12 protein-coding genes, 5 tRNA genes and 2 pseudogenes are annotated in these 14789 nt (G+C 70.1%); 13 read left to right on the top strand and 6 right to left on the bottom strand.

Going from position 1 to position 14789, the window contains the following annotated elements; translation table 11 throughout:
* The 4 genes and pseudogenes from CU044_RS32130 to CU044_RS32115 form a co-directional block, all read right to left on the bottom strand.
* A pseudogene (locus CU044_RS32130) lies at positions 1–137 on the bottom strand (ATP/GTP-binding protein); the annotation flags it as partial.
* Positions 118–525: a DUF742 domain-containing protein gene (locus tag CU044_RS32125; protein ID WP_129772246.1), complete on the bottom strand. Its 408-nt coding sequence runs from the start codon at positions 523–525 to the stop codon at positions 118–120. The pseudogene CU044_RS32130 and the gene CU044_RS32125, both read right to left, overlap by 20 nt.
* A gap of 109 nt (positions 526–634) precedes the next feature.
* The gene (locus tag CU044_RS32120; protein WP_030351794.1) at positions 635–1048 is read right to left on the bottom strand and encodes a roadblock/LC7 domain-containing protein; all 414 of its coding nucleotides are present in this window, start codon (positions 1046–1048) and stop codon (positions 635–637) included.
* Positions 1049–1057: 9 nt separating this feature from the next.
* A complete protein-coding gene (locus CU044_RS32115) occupies positions 1058–4909 on the bottom strand; it encodes a nitrate- and nitrite sensing domain-containing protein (RefSeq protein ID WP_129772245.1) in 3852 nt (1283 codons plus the stop codon).
* Between the two features lie 575 nt (positions 4910–5484).
* On the opposite strand from CU044_RS32115, the gene CU044_RS38895 reads away from it, so the two are divergent.
* From CU044_RS38895 to CU044_RS32075, 9 genes are all read left to right on the top strand, one after another.
* Positions 5485–5661, top strand: coding sequence for a hypothetical protein (locus tag CU044_RS38895; RefSeq protein WP_165372025.1), 177 nt, complete (start codon positions 5485–5487; stop codon positions 5659–5661).
* A 107-nt stretch (positions 5662–5768) separates the two neighbouring features.
* Positions 5769–6554, top strand: coding sequence for a fumarylacetoacetate hydrolase family protein (locus CU044_RS32110; protein ID WP_129772244.1), 786 nt, complete (start codon positions 5769–5771; stop codon positions 6552–6554).
* A complete protein-coding gene (gene gltX, locus CU044_RS32105) occupies positions 6547–8019 on the top strand; it encodes a glutamate--tRNA ligase (RefSeq protein ID WP_129772243.1) in 1473 nt (490 codons plus the stop codon). Before CU044_RS32110 ends, gltX begins: the two co-directional genes overlap by 8 nt.
* Positions 8020–8102: 83 nt before the next feature.
* Entirely contained in the window at positions 8103–8822 is a 720-nt protein-coding gene (locus CU044_RS32100; RefSeq protein WP_129772242.1) for an HAD family hydrolase, read from the top strand.
* An 87-nt stretch (positions 8823–8909) separates the two neighbouring features.
* A tRNA-Gln gene (locus tag CU044_RS32095) sits at positions 8910–8981 on the top strand.
* Between the two features lie 18 nt (positions 8982–8999).
* Positions 9000–9072, top strand: a tRNA-Glu gene (locus CU044_RS32090).
* A gap of 61 nt (positions 9073–9133) precedes the next feature.
* Positions 9134–9206, top strand: a tRNA-Glu gene (locus CU044_RS32085).
* Positions 9207–9223: 17 nt separating this feature from the next.
* Positions 9224–9295: transfer RNA gene (locus tag CU044_RS32080), tRNA-Gln, on the top strand.
* A 16-nt stretch (positions 9296–9311) separates the two neighbouring features.
* A tRNA-Glu gene (locus CU044_RS32075) sits at positions 9312–9384 on the top strand.
* A gap of 257 nt (positions 9385–9641) precedes the next feature.
* Here the strand turns inward: CU044_RS32075 and ndgR are convergent.
* Entirely contained in the window at positions 9642–10358 is a 717-nt protein-coding gene (gene ndgR, locus CU044_RS32070) for an IclR family transcriptional regulator NdgR (protein ID WP_030351789.1), read from the bottom strand.
* Between the two features lie 181 nt (positions 10359–10539).
* Between ndgR and leuC the strand changes: the two genes are divergently transcribed.
* The 4 genes from leuC to CU044_RS32050 all read left to right on the top strand — a co-directional run bounded on the left by leuC (position 10540) and on the right by CU044_RS32050 (position 13710).
* The gene (leuC, locus tag CU044_RS32065) at positions 10540–11979 is read left to right on the top strand and encodes a 3-isopropylmalate dehydratase large subunit (protein ID WP_129772241.1); all 1440 of its coding nucleotides are present in this window, start codon (positions 10540–10542) and stop codon (positions 11977–11979) included.
* Positions 11980–11981: 2 nt separating this feature from the next.
* Positions 11982–12590 carry a 3-isopropylmalate dehydratase small subunit gene (gene leuD / locus CU044_RS32060; protein ID WP_129772240.1) on the top strand — a complete coding sequence of 203 codons (609 nt, stop codon included), beginning with the start codon at positions 11982–11984 and terminating at the stop codon, positions 12588–12590.
* 104 nt (positions 12591–12694) lie between these two features.
* The gene (locus tag CU044_RS32055) at positions 12695–12922 is read left to right on the top strand and encodes a hypothetical protein (RefSeq protein WP_129772239.1); all 228 of its coding nucleotides are present in this window, start codon (positions 12695–12697) and stop codon (positions 12920–12922) included.
* A 143-nt stretch (positions 12923–13065) separates the two neighbouring features.
* Entirely contained in the window at positions 13066–13710 is a 645-nt protein-coding gene (locus CU044_RS32050) for an HU family DNA-binding protein (RefSeq protein WP_129772238.1), read from the top strand.
* Positions 13711–14113: 403 nt separating this feature from the next.
* Here CU044_RS32050 and cofC read toward each other — a convergent pair.
* A pseudogene (gene cofC, locus CU044_RS32045) lies at positions 14114–14758 on the bottom strand (2-phospho-L-lactate guanylyltransferase); the annotation flags it as partial.
* Positions 14759–14789 lie beyond the last annotated feature (31 nt).

Here is a 14789-nt window from a genome sequence, read left to right as displayed (position 1 = left end):
GCTTCGGTACGCAGCGGGTTGATCTCCGAGACGGCGCCGACGAACGTGGTCTTGCCCACGCCGAAGCCGCCCGCCACCACGATCTTCGCGCTGGTGGTCGACCGGGCCGCTCCGCCGCTAGAGCTTGCGAAGTCCACTGAGCACCCTTTCGAGCAGTGTCACATCCGGCGTGCCGCCGGCCTCTCCGTTACCCGGCTGGTGGATCGCGACCATGCCCGCTTCCGCCAGGTCGGCCACGAGAATGCGCGCGACGCCCAGCGGCATCGTCAGCAGCGCCGAGACCTCGGCCACCGACTTGACCTCACGGCACAGGTGGCAGATCCGCTGGTGCTCGGGGAGCAGGGTGGCGAGATGCGCCGGGTCTGCTGTCGTACTCACCAGCGCCTCGATGGCGAGCTGGTACCGCGGCCTGGTCCGGCCGCCGGTCATGGCGTACGGACGTACCAGCGGCTGATCGCCTTCGTGACCGTACGACGCGTCGACCGAGGCGCCGTACGGATCGTGAGAGGCGGGTGGCGGGGTCATGAATCCTCCGGGCGTGACAGCAGGGTGTCTGCGTGCCGTCTGACTTGGCCGGTGGGGGGCCGGTTGGGCGGCCTGACGGTGATGGGGCTTGGGGCGGTCCTCGGGAGCCTCAGTGCAACAGACTTCCCTGGAGCTCGGCGCGCAGGTCCGGGGTGAGGACCGTACCGGCGCGATCGACCAGGAGGGCCATTTCGTACCCCACCAGGCCGATGTCGCACTCGGGGTGCGCGAGCACGGCCAGGGAGGAACCGTCGGAGACGGACATGAGGAAGAGGAAGCCGCGCTCCATCTCCACCACGGTCTGGTTGACCGGGCCGCCTTCGAAGATCCGGGAAGCCCCCGCGGTGAGCGAGGTCAGACCGGACGCCACGGCCGCGAGCTGATCGGCGCGGTCGCGGGGGAAGCCCTCGGACATGGCCAGCAGAAGTCCGTCGGCGGAGACCACGACCGTGTGGGACACCCCAGGGGTGTTGTCCACGAAGTTGGTGATCAACCAGTTCAGATTCTGCGCAGCCTGACTCATCGGACTCAACTAACGCTCCTGCTGGTGAGAGGTGCCGAGGTTGAAGCCGCTGTTCGTCGGGCCGGTGTTGCCCGCCTGACGACCCTGCTGGATACCCCGACGGAGATTGGTCAGCCGGCCGCGTACGTCTGCCGGCGCACGCGAGACCTGCGGACCGGCCTGGTTGTTCTGTTCCTGCGCGGTCCCCGGCACCAGGTTGGCGCGCGGGACCCGGCGGGGCAGACCGGAGGTGGTGATGCCGCCGGCCTGGGGCTTTTTGACCCTCTCGGCCTGGCGCACCAGCTCGTCGTTGGGCGACGTACGCCAGGAGGAAGTGATGCCGGCGCCGTTGGTCCCGGAGCCGTTCGCCCCCGGGGCACCGAAACCGGAATCGTTCGTCCCGGACGTCTGGAAACCGGAGCCGTCGGTGCCCTGGCCGCCCGGCCCCGAACCGTTGGCGGGCTCGCGCCGCGGCATCGGTTCGCGCTGCTGCGCGGGCGGTACGGGGGACTGCGCGGCCGGACCGCGGTCCTGCGGCTGCTGGCCGCCGCCCTGCTGCGAACCGTGGAACCAGTTGGTCTCCAGGGTGTCGTACAGCGGGGTACGGCCGTCACCGGGACCGGCCGGGGGCAGCGCCTCCGGCTGCGGCTGCGGCGGCAGGCTCGGCGGGCGGTAGCCGCCCTCGGAACCGGGCGCCGGAGCGGGTGCCGGAGGCCGCGGCGCGTTGAAGCCCTGCTGCGGAGCGCCGTACTCCGACGACGGGTACTCCGCCGGCGGGCGGAAGCCGGACTGCGCGTTCTGGCCCTGCGGGGCGTTGTACTCCCCGGAGCCGTAGCCCGCCGGAGCCGGCGCGTCGAAGTCGGGACGCGGGAACGCCGCCGTGGACGACGGGTCCTGCGGGCCACCGCGCTGCGCCGGATTCTGGTCGGGCCGGGGCCCGTTGAAGTCCGGGCGCGGGAACTCCGCCGTGGGGCCGGGGCCCTGCTGCTCGGCCGTGGGCCGGGCGAACCGGCCCGCGGACTCGTGCTCCTCGTGACCGCGCGGGGTGTCCAGCGAGGGACGCGGCGGGACGGCCTGCTGCTCGCTGCCCCAACTCGTCGTCTGCGAGCGCGGGGACGGGGGCTGCGGGTTGCCACCGGGCAGTTCGGCGCGCGGTCCGCCGGGCGGCGGGAGCTGCCGGCCGCGGTCGGGGGCGCCGCCCTGCTGGAAGGCGTTCTGGGCGTGGCCGCTGAAGCCGTTCTGACCGCCCTGGCCGGCCCGGACGCCCTGGTCCTGCCCGCTGTTCGGTCCGCTCTGCGCGCCGGGACGGTCCGTACGGCCCTGGCCGCTCTGTCCCTGACCACCGTGGCCGGGACCGTTCTGGCCCGGACCGTTCTGGCCGGGACCGTTCTGCGGCGGCGCGCCGAAGGCGTTCTGGCTGAAGACACTGGGCTGGCCGGATCCCGACCCCTGACGCTGCGGATCCCGTGACCCACCGCCCTGGGAGCCGTCGCCGCGGGACGGCAGCGCGGCGCGCGGGCCCGTACCGGCGCCCACCTGGCCACGCGGCGCACCCGCGCCGAGCAGTCCGCCGCCGGTTCCGGTGGCGAGGCCGGGACGGCTGCCACCGGCGGCGCCGGGAGCACCGGTCAACTGGCCGCCCGCACCGGCGGGAGCCTGGCCCGCGCCGTTCTGGCCGCCGGGACCGACGCCCGCGCCCGGCCGGCCCACCGGGCCCTTCTTGCCGCCATGGGCGACATCGACCGGCAGCATGACCAGCGCGGTCGTACCGCCCGAGTCGGAGGGGCGCAGCTGGATCCGGATGCCGTGACGCAGCGAGAGCCGGCCGACCACGAACAGACCCATGCGGCGCGAGACCGAGACGTCCACGGTGGGCGGCGAGGCGAGCCGCTCGTTGATCGCCGCGAGGTCCTCGGGCGAGAGGCCGATACCGGTGTCGTGGATCTCGACGAGCACCCGCCCGTCGGGCAGCGCGTGACCGGTGACCCGGACCTTGGTCTGCGGCGAGGAGAACGACGTGGCGTTCTCCAGCAGCTCGGCGAGGAGGTGGACGAGGTCGTTGACGACCCGGCCCGCGACCTCGGTCGTGGGAACCGAGGCCAGTTCGATGCGCTCGTACTGCTCCACCTCGGAGGCGGCGGCACGGAGCACGTCGACCAGCGGGACGGGGCGCGTCCAGCGGCGGCCCGGCTCCTCGCCCGCGAGGACGAGGAGGTTCTCGCCGTTACGGCGCATACGGGTCGCGAGGTGGTCGAGCTTGAAGAGCGAGGAGAGCTGGTCCGGGTCCGCCTCGCGGGACTCCAGCTCGGAGATGAGGGACAGCTGGCGCTGGATGAGGCCCTGGCTGCGGCGCGAGAGGTTGGTGAACATCGCGTTGACGTTGCCCCGCAGGAGGGCCTGCTCGGCGGCGAGCCTGACCGCCTCGCGGTGCACGTCATCGAAGGCCGCGGCGACCTTTCCGATCTCGTCCTTGGAGTGCACACCGACCGACTCGACCGAGGTGTCGACATCCTGCGGGTCCGAGTCGGAGAGCTGCTTGACCAGCTCGGGCAGCCGGTCCTGGGCGACCCGCGTCGCGGTGTCCTGGAGCCGGCGCAGCGAGCGGATCATGGAGCGGGCCACCACGAAGGCGCCGACCAGCGAGACCCCGAGCACGAGCAGGATCACGGCGGCGTTGATGATCGCGTCCTGCTGCGAACTCGTGCGCAGCTCGCGGGCCTTGCCCTCCATCTCGCCCAGCAGCGTGGCCTCGATGGTCTTCATCGCGTCGATCCGCGTAGAAGCCTGGTCGGTCCAGTCCAGATATGAGCGGTTGGGCTGCGTCCGGAGCCCGTCCGTGGTGCCGAGGACGCGGTCCGCGTACTTCTCGGACGCCTGTATCTCCGGGTTCCCCTGGCCGTTGAGCGGAGCCATCAGCTCTTCGGCGTCGCCGCCCATCGACTCGTAGAGCCGGCTGAAGGAGGTGAGGGCGTTCTTCTCCTTGGTCGCCGCGGCCAGACCGTAGAGGCGGTCGTTCTCGGTGAGCTTGCCCTTGGTCTTCGGGTCGGCCGGCAGCGCGGCGGCGATGATCGCCCGCTGGATCGACGCGTACTCCTTGGCGGACGAGAACGCGGCCAGGGCGCGGGTCCGCTTGATCATGTCCGGGTTGCTGGTCGCCTGCGCCATGTCCTGCGAGAGGCTCAGCAGCGAGTCGATCAGTCCGCTGTACGCGTCGACCGTCAGCGAGTGCGCGTCCGACGTGTAGGCGTCCTTGCGGATCTCGTTGATCTTGTTGACCTGGGTGGCGATCTGGTTGACGTTGGAGCGGATGCTCTCCAGCGCCTGGTCGCCGTCCGTGTTGCCGATGTCGACCGTGGCGTCGAGGAACGCCCTCTTCGCGCGGTCGGTCGAGGTGCGGCGGTCCTGGACCTTGAAGTCCTTGGCGTTGACGCCGTTGTTGAGCGGACCCGCCGACTCGTCACGCTCCAGCTGGAGCGCGGCGGCCAGGCTGGTCGCCTCCTTGGTCATCTTGGTCAGCAGCTGCATGTGCTCCAGCTGCTGCATGTCGTTCAACGACTCGTTGATCCGGAGTCCACCCAGCGTGGTGGCCGCGACCACGGGGAGGGTGAGCAGCGCCACCAGGCGCGTGCTGATGCGCCAGTTGCGCAGCGCTATTCGTGACCCCGCGTCAGTCGGCGCCGCTGCCTTGGGCGCTGACTGGGGCGTGGCCGGGGCTCCCGAGCCGCCCGGAGCCGTCCCGGGGCGTCCGGCACGTCCGCCGGTCTCGCCGGACGATGCCGGGCCCGGGTTCTGGGTGTGCTGGGGCGAGGAGCCGCGGTCGGTTCCGCCACGGGACTCCTGCTCCGCCGCAGCGCTGCTATCCCTCTTGAAACGTCCCTGCACTAGCGTCGCAACCTCTGGACCAGGCGTCCCCCCGCGAACGGCGGGACGGTGTCGGCGTCGTGGGGCGCTGAGCGCTCCCCATGGCGGTCGTGAGTGACCGGCGCGTGCTCCCCTTCCCCACCGCCACTCGGCGCTGCGTCGCGCCCTTGCGCGCCGGTGCTTGAAACCCGCGGCGGTGGGGGGAATTCCAGCACAGTGCAGGATCTCCAACAAGGGCAGACGGCTGCCCTGTGACCTGAATGACACGGTGTGAGCGGTGCGTCACAAGCCGTAGAAAGGGTTCGCGGAGGAAAGGGACTTTTATTGACGAGCCACTTACGGGTGGGGGGTGTCCCAGACCTGATGATCAGGAGCGGAATGCAACGTTCAGTAACGCATTGTCCGTTTCCTTGGGTAGTGGGCGCTGCCCGTAATGCGGGAAATGCCGGGTGAGTCGTGAGCAAACTCACACGATGATCGCCGGTGGATGCCCGCCCCGGTGGGGAATTGGCTGTTTAGCCTGACGCTTTACAGGGATGGCATATCCGACAAGCGGCGCCCCGGCGCCCGTACACCGACAGGGTCTGACAGCAGAGATGAAGACGACGATGATCTTCCGCACCACGGCCAACCCCCGGCGCACCACGCTGGCGCATCTGAAAGACGCCGAGGAACTGGTCCCCGTGGAGCACCCGGAGCACGCCGTCGAGCTGCCGAACCGGACCGCCAACCCCCGCCGTACGACTCTCATGGACGCGCCCGTCGCCCAGTAGGTTCCCGCCGGGCCCGAATCCGGCTGATCCACCCCACCCCTCCTCTCGTCTAGCCTGGAGTGTCAGTCTCCAGACCAGCGAGCAAGAGTGAGGGGCGACAGCATCCCGTGCGCATCGCCAGATTCTCCATCGACGGCAATGTCGCCTTCGGCGCGGTCGAGGGCGACGTCAGCGGTGACCCCGCCGGCCTCGTCCTCGACATCATCAAGGGCATTCCGTACGCCGACTTCGAGCTCTCCGGCACCAAGGTCCCGCTGAGCAAGGTCCGGCTCCTGCCGCCCGTGATCGGCAACAAGATCCTGGGTATCGGCCGCAACTACGCCGATCACGCGGCGGAACTGGGCAACGCCGTACCGGAAGTCCCCGTCGTCTTCCTCAAGCCGACCACCGCGCTGATCGGCACCGGCGACGCCATCGAGTACCCCTCCTTCTCCACGGAGGTGCACTACGAGGCCGAACTCGCCGTCGTCATCGGCCGGATGTGCCGCGAGGTCCCGCGTGAGCGCGTGAAGGACGTCATCTTCGGCTACACCTGCGCCAACGACGTCACGGCCCGCGACGCCCAGCGCGGCGAGAACCAGTGGTCCCGCGCCAAGGGCTTCGACACCTCGTGCCCGCTCGGCCCCTGGGTGGAGACCGATCTCGACCCCTCCGACCTCACCCTCCAGTGCACGGTCAACGGCGAGCAGCGGCAACTGGGCCGGACGAGCGAGATGATCCGCTCCATCGAGGACGTGATCGTCCACATCACCGAGGCCATGACGCTGCTCCCGGGCGACGTCATCCTCACGGGCACCCCCGCCGGGGTCGGCCCCCTCAGCGTCGGCGACGAGGTCGCCGTCACCATCGAAGGCATCGGCACTCTCACCAACAAGGTGATCAAGCGTGGCTAACGGACCCGTCCGTGTACGTTTCTGTCCCTCGCCGACCGGCAACCCCCATGTGGGACTGGTCCGCACCGCCCTGTTCAACTGGGCGTTCGCCCGTCACAGCGGCGGCACCATGGTCTTCCGCATAGAGGACACCGACGCGGCGCGCGACTCCGAGGAGTCCTACGAGCAGCTGCTCGACTCGATGCGCTGGCTGGGGCTCGACTGGGACGAGGGCCCCGAGATCGGCGGTCCGCACGCGCCGTACCGCCAGTCGCAGCGGATGGACCTCTACCGCGACGCCGCCGAGAAGCTGCTCGCCGCGGGCCACGCGTACCACTGCTACTGCACCACCGAGGAACTGGACGCGCGCCGCGAGGCGGCCCGCGCGGCCGGCCGGCCCTCCGGGTACGACGGCCACTGCCGCGATCTGACCGCCGAGCGCAAGGCGGCGTACGAGGCGGAGGGCCGCACCTCGATCGTCCGCTTCCGGATGCCCGACGAGCCGATCACCTTCACGGACCTGGTCCGCGGTGAGCTGACCTTCACCCCGGAGAACGTCCCGGACTACGGGATCGTGCGCGCCAACGGCGCCCCGCTCTACACGCTCGTCAACCCGGTCGACGACGCGCTGATGGAGATCACCCACGTCCTGCGCGGCGAGGACCTGCTCTCCTCCACCCCGCGCCAGGTCGCGCTCTACAAGGCGCTGATCGAGCTGGGCATCGCCAAGGAGATCCCGGCGTTCGGACACCTCCCGTACGTCATGGGCGAGGGCAACAAGAAGCTCTCCAAGCGCGACCCGCAGGCGTCCCTCAACCTCTACCGCGAGCGCGGCTTCCTGCCCGAGGGGCTGCTCAACTACCTCTCGCTGCTGGGCTGGTCGCTCGCCGCGGACCGCGACATCTTCTCGATGGAGGAGATGGTCGCCGCGTTCGACATCGCGGACGTCAACGCCAATCCGGCCCGCTTCGACCTGAAGAAGGCCGAGGCGATCAACGCCGACCACATCCGGCTGCTGGACGTGAAGACGTTCATCGAGGCGTGCGGCCCCTGGCTGAGGGCCCCGCACGCGCCCTGGGCCCCGGAGTCCTTCGACGCCACGGCCTTCGAAGCGCTGGCCCCGCTGGCCCAGACCCGGGTCACGGTCCTCTCGGACATCACCGCCAATGTCGACTTCCTCTTCCTCGACGCGCCGGTGGAGGACGAGGCGTCCTGGGCCAAGGCGATGAAGCCGGGCGCGGACGCGCTGCTGGCCACGGCCCGTACGAAGATCGCCGAGGCCGAGTGGAACGCCGAAGCGCTCAAGAACGCGGTACTCGCGGCGGGCGAGGAGCACGGCCTCAAACTGGGCAAGGCACAGGCCCCGGTCCGCGTCGCGGTCACGGGCCGCACGGTGGGCCTGCCGCTCTTCGAGTCCCTGGAGATCCTGGGCCGCGAGCGCACGCTGTCCCGGATCGACGCGGCACTGGCGAAGCTGACGTCCTGAGGCGGGGGCCGGGGCCGGGGCCGGGAGCCGGGGATCGCCCCGATCCCCGGCCCGGTCGGTCGTCGCGGAGTACCGTCGGTGCCATGCCGATCCGTGCCGTCCTCTGGGACATAGACGACACCCTCTTCGACTACACCAGCGCGGACCGTGCCGGCATGCACGATCATCTCGCCGCCGAGGGCCTGGCCGACCGGTTTCCCACGGTCGACCAGGCCCTCGGGCGCTGGCGGGAGATCACCGATCTGAACTGGGGCCGGTTCGCCGCGGGGGAGACGGACTTCCAGGGCCAGCGGCGCGACCGCGTACGGATGTTCCTCGGGGCCGAGCTGAGCGACGCGGAGGCGGACGCCTGGTTCCAGCGGTACATCGTTCACTTCGAGTCCGCCTGGTCGCTGTTTCCCGACAGCCTCGCCGTGCTGGACGCGCTGGCCGCCGACTACCGGCAGGCCGTCCTGTCGAACTCCAGCCTCCGCAACCAGGACCGCAAGCTGCGCGTCCTCGGGGTACGTGATCACTTCGAGGCCGTGGTCTGCGCGGTCGAGCTGGGGGTCGCCAAGCCCGACGCCGCCGCCTTCCACGCCGCCTGCGACGCGATGGCGCTGGACCCCCGGGAGGTGGCGTACGTGGGCAACGAGCCGGACATCGACGCCGGCGGGGCGGTGGCCGCGGGTCTCGCCGGCGTCTGGCTGGACCGGGACGGGACAGGCGGGCGCCCCGAGCTGGTGCGGATCACCGATCTCGGCCAGCTTCCCGGCCTGCTGCGCGGCGATACCCGTTTTGGAGCGCTGTCCGCGATCGGGTAATGTTCTTCCTGCGCCGCCCAAGAAGACCGAAAGGTCCGGCCGGGAGGCGCAAGCCAGACAAACCCCCGTCCGGGGGTTCAGTTTTGGTGGGCTATGGTGTAATTGGCAGCACGACGGTTTCTGGTTCCGTTAGTCTAGGTTCGAGTCCTGGTAGCCCAGCGCAGATGTTTCTGCAACGCCCCCGTTGTGTAGCGGCCTAGCACGCTGCCCTCTCACGGCAGTAGCGCCGGTTCGAATCCGGTCGGGGGTACAGATCCTTCTCTCCGACGAATTCGGGTCGCACCCGGACACGTCGATGCAGGATCGCTAGGGCCCCCGTTGTGTAGCGGCCTAGCACGCTGCCCTCTCACGGCAGTAGCGCCGGTTCGAATCCGGTCGGGGGTACTGGTCTAAACCACCTATGGGCTATGGTGTAATTGGCAACACGACGGTTTCTGGTTCCGTTGTTCTAGGTTCGAGTCCTGGTAGCCCAGCTGGACTTCGGTCCATGCCCCCGTTGTGTAGCGGCCTAGCACGCTGCCCTCTCACGGCAGTAGCGCCGGTTCGAATCCGGTCGGGGGTACATCGAGCAGTACAAGAAGGCCCTTCCGTTCGCGGGAGGGCCTTCGCGTTGTTCGCCGTTACCGCCACCGCGCCGCCAACCGCCGCCGCTCACCCTCCTGTCGGACTCCACCGCGCCGCCTCCACGGGAACCGCCGGAGTCCGGCCTCGGCCCGGCCGCTGCGGCGCTGGAGCGGCCTGCCGGTGGAGGAACGTACGGAACGGGACGTGCGGCGGGAGCGTACGGAAAGGGCAGGGCCCGGGGGCGAGGGCGAGGGATCAGCCGCTGCGGCGCAGGGCCTCGCTCAGCCGGCCCGCCGCGTCGATCACGGCCTGGGCGTGCATCCGGCCCGGGTGCCGGGTGAGCCGCTCGATCGGTCCGGATACCGAGACCGCCGCGACCACGCGGTTGGACGGCCCCCGTACCGGCGCGGAGACCGAGGCCACGCCCGGCTCGCGCTCGCCGATCGACTGGGCCCAGCCCCTGCGCCGTACGCCCGAGAGCGCCGTCGCCGTGAACCTGGCTCCCTGAAGACCGCGGTGCAGCCGCTCGGGCTCCTCCCAGGCCATCAGGATCTGGGCCGAAGAGCCCGCCTTCATCGTGAGCGTGGAGCCGACCGGGACCGTGTCCCGCAGTCCGGAGAGCCGCTCGGCCGCCGCCACGCATATCCGCATGTCACCCTGGCGTCGGTAGAGCTGCGCGCTCTCGCCCGTCATGTCCCGCAGATGTGTGAGTACGGGTCCGGCCGTGGCCAGCAGGCGGTCCTCGCCGGCCGCGGCGGCCAGCTCGGCCAGCCGCGGGCCGAGAATGAACCGGCCCTGCATGTCCCTCGCCACCAGCCGGTGATGTTCCAGTGCCACGGCCAGTCTGTGTGCCGTGGGCCGTGCGAGCCCGGTCGCCGCGACCAGTCCGGCGAGGGTGGCCGGACCGGACTCCAGGGCGCTCAATACCAGAGCAGCCTTGTCGAGAACGCCGACGCCGCTAGAGTTGTCCATGAAACGATACTCGCGTCTCACTCTGTGAAACGCAAGTTCAATTTCCCAAGGAACTTGCGAACCTGTATGGACGGGCCCGCGGACCGACGGGTCTCCAGTCGACGTCCGGTGCGTGGGGAACGGACGTGGGCCCACATATCTCTAGGAGTGCCGGCTGTGAGAGCCGGTCGGAGGGAAAGCGATGGGTAGGACACTCGCGGAGAAGGTCTGGGACGATCATGTCGTCCGGCGCGCAGAGGGCGAGCCCGACCTCCTCTTCATCGATCTGCACCTGCTGCACGAGGTAACCAGCCCCCAGGCATTCGACGGCCTCCGGATGAGCGACCGCAAGGTCCGGCGGCTCGACCTCACCATCGCGACCGAGGACCACAACACCCCCACCCTCGACATCGACAAGCCCATCGCCGACCCCGTCTCGCGTGTCCAGTTGGAGACGCTGCGCAAGAACTGCGCCGACTTCGGTGTACGGCTGCACCCGCTGGGCGATGTCGAGCAGGGCGTGGTCCATGTCGTGGGCCCGCAGCTGGGGCTGACCCAGCCCGGCACCACCGTGGTCTGCGGCGACAGCCACACCTCCACGCACGGTGCCTTCGGCGCGCTGGCGTTCGGCATCGGCACCAGCCAGGTCGAGCATGTCCTGGCCACCCAGACGCTGCCGCTGGCCCGCCCCAAGACCATGGCGATCACGGTGGAGGGCGAACTGCCCGCCGATGTCACCGCCAAGGACCTGATCCTCGCGATCATCGCCAGGATCGGCACCGGCGGCGGCCAGGGCTACATCCTCGAATACCGCGGCTCCGCCATCGAGAAGCTCTCGATGGAAGCGCGGATGACGATCTGCAACATGTCCATCGAGGCCGGCGCCAGGGCGGGCATGATCGCCCCCGACGCGACCACCTTCGATTATCTCAAGGGCCGTGATCACGCCCCCGAGGGCGCGGACTGGGACGCGGCGGTCGCCTACTGGCGGACCCTGCGCACCGACGACGACGCGGTCTTCGACGCCGAGGTCTTCATCGAGGCCGCGGAACTGGCCCCGTTCGTCACCTGGGGCACCAACCCCGGCCAGGGAGCGCCGCTCTCCTCGCACGTCCCCGACCCGGCTTCGTACGAGGACGCCTCGGAGCGCCACGCCGCTGAAAAGGCCCTGGAATACATGGGGTTGACCGCCGGGCAGGCGCTGCGCGACATCCGGGTCGACACCGTCTTCGTAGGCTCCTGCACCAACGGCCGTATCGAGGACCTGCGCTCGGCGGCCTCGCTGCTCGACGGCCGCAAAGTCGCCGACGGCGTACGGATGCTGGTGGTCCCCGGCTCGGTACGGGTCGCCCTCCAGGCCGTCGCGGAGGGCCTGGACAAGGTCTTCACCGCGGCGGGAGCGGAGTGGCGGCACGCGGGCTGCTCGATGTGTCTGGGCATGAACCCCGACCAACTCGCGCCCGGCGAGCGCTCCGCGTCCACCTCCAACCGCAACTTCGAGGGCCGGCAGGGCAAGGGCGGCCGTACCCACCTGGTCTCTCCCCAGGTCGCCGCCGCCACCGCCGTGCTGGGCCACCTGGCCTCGCCCGCCGATCTGTCCGACACCGATGCCGGCGCCCGTACGCCCGCTGGAGCGCGATAACCATGGAAGCCTTCACCACCCACACCGGCCGGGCCGTACCGCTGCGCCGCAGCAACGTGGACACCGACCAGATCATCCCGGCCCACTGGCTCAAGAAGGTCACCCGCGACGGCTTCGAGGACGGGCTCTTCGAGGCCTGGCGCAAGGACCCCGAGTTCGTCCTCAACCGTCCCGAGTACGCGGGGGCCACGGTGCTGGTCGCGGGACCGGACTTCGGCACGGGATCGTCGCGTGAACACGCCGTCTGGGCCCTCCAGAACTTCGGTTTCAAGGCCGTGATCTCCTCCCGGTTCGCCGACATCTTCCGCGGCAACTCGCTCAAGAACGGTCTGCTGACCGTGGTTCTGGAGCAGCCGGTCGTGGACGCCCTCTGGAAGATCACGGAGAGCGACCCCACGGCCGAGGTCTCCGTCGACCTGGAGCAGCGCCAGGTGCGGGCGGCCTCCCCCGACGGAGCAACGTTGACGGCTGATTTCGAGCTTGACGAGAACGCCCGCTGGAGGTTGCTGAACGGGCTCGACGACATCAGCCTCACCCTTCAGAACGAAGCGGAGATCGCCGCGTACGAGGCCGCCAGGCCGTCCTTCAAACCGCGCACAATTACCGCCTGAGCAGCGCTTTTCCCCTACTGCACCCCCTGCCTCCTGGCAGGGGGTGCAGTTGCTTGTTGAGCCCCCGTCGGGCGACAACTCGCCCCAGATGGCACAATCGGTGCATGGAACGCGACAGCCAACTCAAGCTCTACGGGTTAGTCGCCGAACAACTCAAAGAAGCGCACGCGAAGGTGCGTGCTCTGCAAGTCCCGGATGGCGTACGGATGGCGCTCTCCCGGAAGCTGCTGGTCATCACGGCCGCGGCGAAACATGATCTCCCGGAAGCGGCACGGCGTCTGGACCGCTTGATGAAGGACCTGGACGAGGGTCGATTTCCGGAAGGCGACTGACCTCCGCGGATCTCCGCCAGGTCGACTTCGTTGCGGCACTAGGGTGATTAGCCCGTTTCGTGTTTGATTTGCGGTATATATCTGCCTAACGTGCGAAAAAGCTTGAACACTTTCGTTCTGGCAATGTCTCCGAAGGGGAAGACGTGAACAAGGCGCAGCTCGTAGAAGCGATTGCGGACAAGGTCGGCGGCCGTCAGCAGGCCGCGGACGCGGTCGACGCGGTACTCGACGCGATCGTCCGCGCGGTGGTCGCCGGTGACCGGGTCTCGGTCACCGGATTCGGCTCGTTCGAGAAGGTCGACCGCCCGGCCCGTTACGCCCGTAACCCGCAGACCGGTGAGCGCGTCCGGGTCAAGAAGACCTCGGTGCCGCGTTTCCGCGCGGGGCAGGGCTTCAAGGACCTGGTCAGCGGCTCGAAGAAGCTCCCGAAGAACGATGTGGCCGTCAAGAAGGCCCCCAAGGGCAGCCTCTCGGGCGGCGTTTCCGCCCGGACGACCGTGAAGGCCGCGGCCAAGAAGGCCACCGCCAAGACCGCGGCGGCCCGCAAGACCGCGGTCAAGAAGGCCACCGCCACCAAGAAGACGGCGGCCAAGAAGACCTCCGCCGCCAAGAAGGCCACCGCGAAGAAGGCCACGCCGGCGAAGAAGACCGCCAAGACGGCCGCGGCCAAGAAGGCCACCGCGAAGAAGACCGCGCCGGCCAAGAAGGCGACGGCCAAGAAGGCCCCCGCGCGAAAGGCCACCGCGCGCACCACCACCGCGAAGAAGACCGCCGCCAGGAAGAAGTAGGCAGAAGCGGCACAGGGCCACACGCGCCGGGCCGGGCTCCCCTCGGGGAGCCCGGCCCGCGGCGTTGTACCGGCAACCGGAAGGCCCCGTGCGCGACGCGTCAGAGCGTCTGGAGCGTCACCAGCGTGATCCGGAGGGACGCGCCCTCGCCCTCGGTCTCGATCCGCACGCGCTGTCCCGGCCGGAGCAGCCGCAGCCCGCCGGCGTCGAAGGCGGCCGCGTCGAACTCCACCGGGGTGCCGTCGTCCAGCAGCACACTCCCGGCGCGGGTCTCGGAATCGTATGTGTACGAGGTCGCCTGCATAACCGCAGCGTAGCGGTCCCGCGCCGGCCCGCGGAGGCCGCCGGTGCCCGCCGTACGGCCCGCCGGCCAGGCCGCGGGCAGCGGGCCGTACGGCGCGTACCGGCGGGCCGTGTACGGGCCCAGGCCCAGCGCCGCCGCCGCCCGCAGATCATCGCCCGTGTCCACGTCCCGCCGTACGGAATCGACCCCGGTCAGGACTATTTCCACCGCGCCCGAGGACAAATGCCGATGCCGGGACGGACCGCCGAAAGCCGGATTCAATTCGGCACCGGGAGCGGCCGTCAGCAATGTCGTGCCGATTTCGGCGGCATCCGTGAGAAAGGCGCGCGGAAATGCGTCTGCGGCGGAGAGCACCCGGGCCAGTTCGGCGGGCCGCAGAGCCGGCAGATCCGCGTTGAGCGCGGCCACGGCCGCCTGTGGCCGTACCGCCCTGACGGCCCGCGCGCCGTGCGCCAGCGCCGCGTTGAGACCGCCCGCCGGGGAGTCGGGCACGATACGGGCCCCCAGTCCGGCCAGTTCCGCGCTCGCCGTCGGGTCGTCCGTGACGACCACCACATCCCGGACGGCGGGGCTGGCCAGCGCGGCTGCCACGGTGTCCTGCGCGAACGCGAGGGCGAGCCGCGGGCGCAGGGCGTCGCCCGCCGCCCCGGCGAGCCTGCTCTTCGCCAGCCGGAGCGGTTTGAGGGGGACGACCAGAGACCAGCGGGCGGTCGGGTCGGTGTTCGTGGCGGACTCTCCGTCCATGCTGTGGCGGCCCAGGTGTATCGGCCCTCTA

This window comes from Streptomyces sp. L-9-10 (assembly GCF_004151105.1).
Taxonomy (GTDB): Bacteria; Actinomycetota; Actinomycetes; order Streptomycetales; family Streptomycetaceae; genus Streptomyces.
Note: the sequence above shows the minus strand (reverse complement) of the source record. Positions and strands in the feature narration are given on the sequence as shown.

Coding starts and splice junctions, on each gene's coding strand:
- CU044_RS32125 (WP_129772246.1), bottom strand. CDS start 525: ATGACCCCGCCACCCGCCTCTCACGATCCGTACGGCGCCTCGGTCGAC.
- CU044_RS32120 (WP_030351794.1), bottom strand. CDS start 1,048: ATGAGTCAGGCTGCGCAGAATCTGAACTGGTTGATCACCAACTTCGTG.
- CU044_RS38895 (WP_165372025.1), top strand. CDS start 5,485: ATGAAGACGACGATGATCTTCCGCACCACGGCCAACCCCCGGCGCACC.
- CU044_RS32100 (WP_129772242.1), top strand. CDS start 8,103: ATGCCGATCCGTGCCGTCCTCTGGGACATAGACGACACCCTCTTCGAC.
- ndgR (WP_030351789.1), bottom strand. CDS start 10,358: ATGGACAACTCTAGCGGCGTCGGCGTTCTCGACAAGGCTGCTCTGGTA.
- leuC (WP_129772241.1), top strand. CDS start 10,540: ATGGGTAGGACACTCGCGGAGAAGGTCTGGGACGATCATGTCGTCCGG.
- leuD (WP_129772240.1), top strand. CDS start 11,982: ATGGAAGCCTTCACCACCCACACCGGCCGGGCCGTACCGCTGCGCCGC.
- CU044_RS32055 (WP_129772239.1), top strand. CDS start 12,695: ATGGAACGCGACAGCCAACTCAAGCTCTACGGGTTAGTCGCCGAACAA.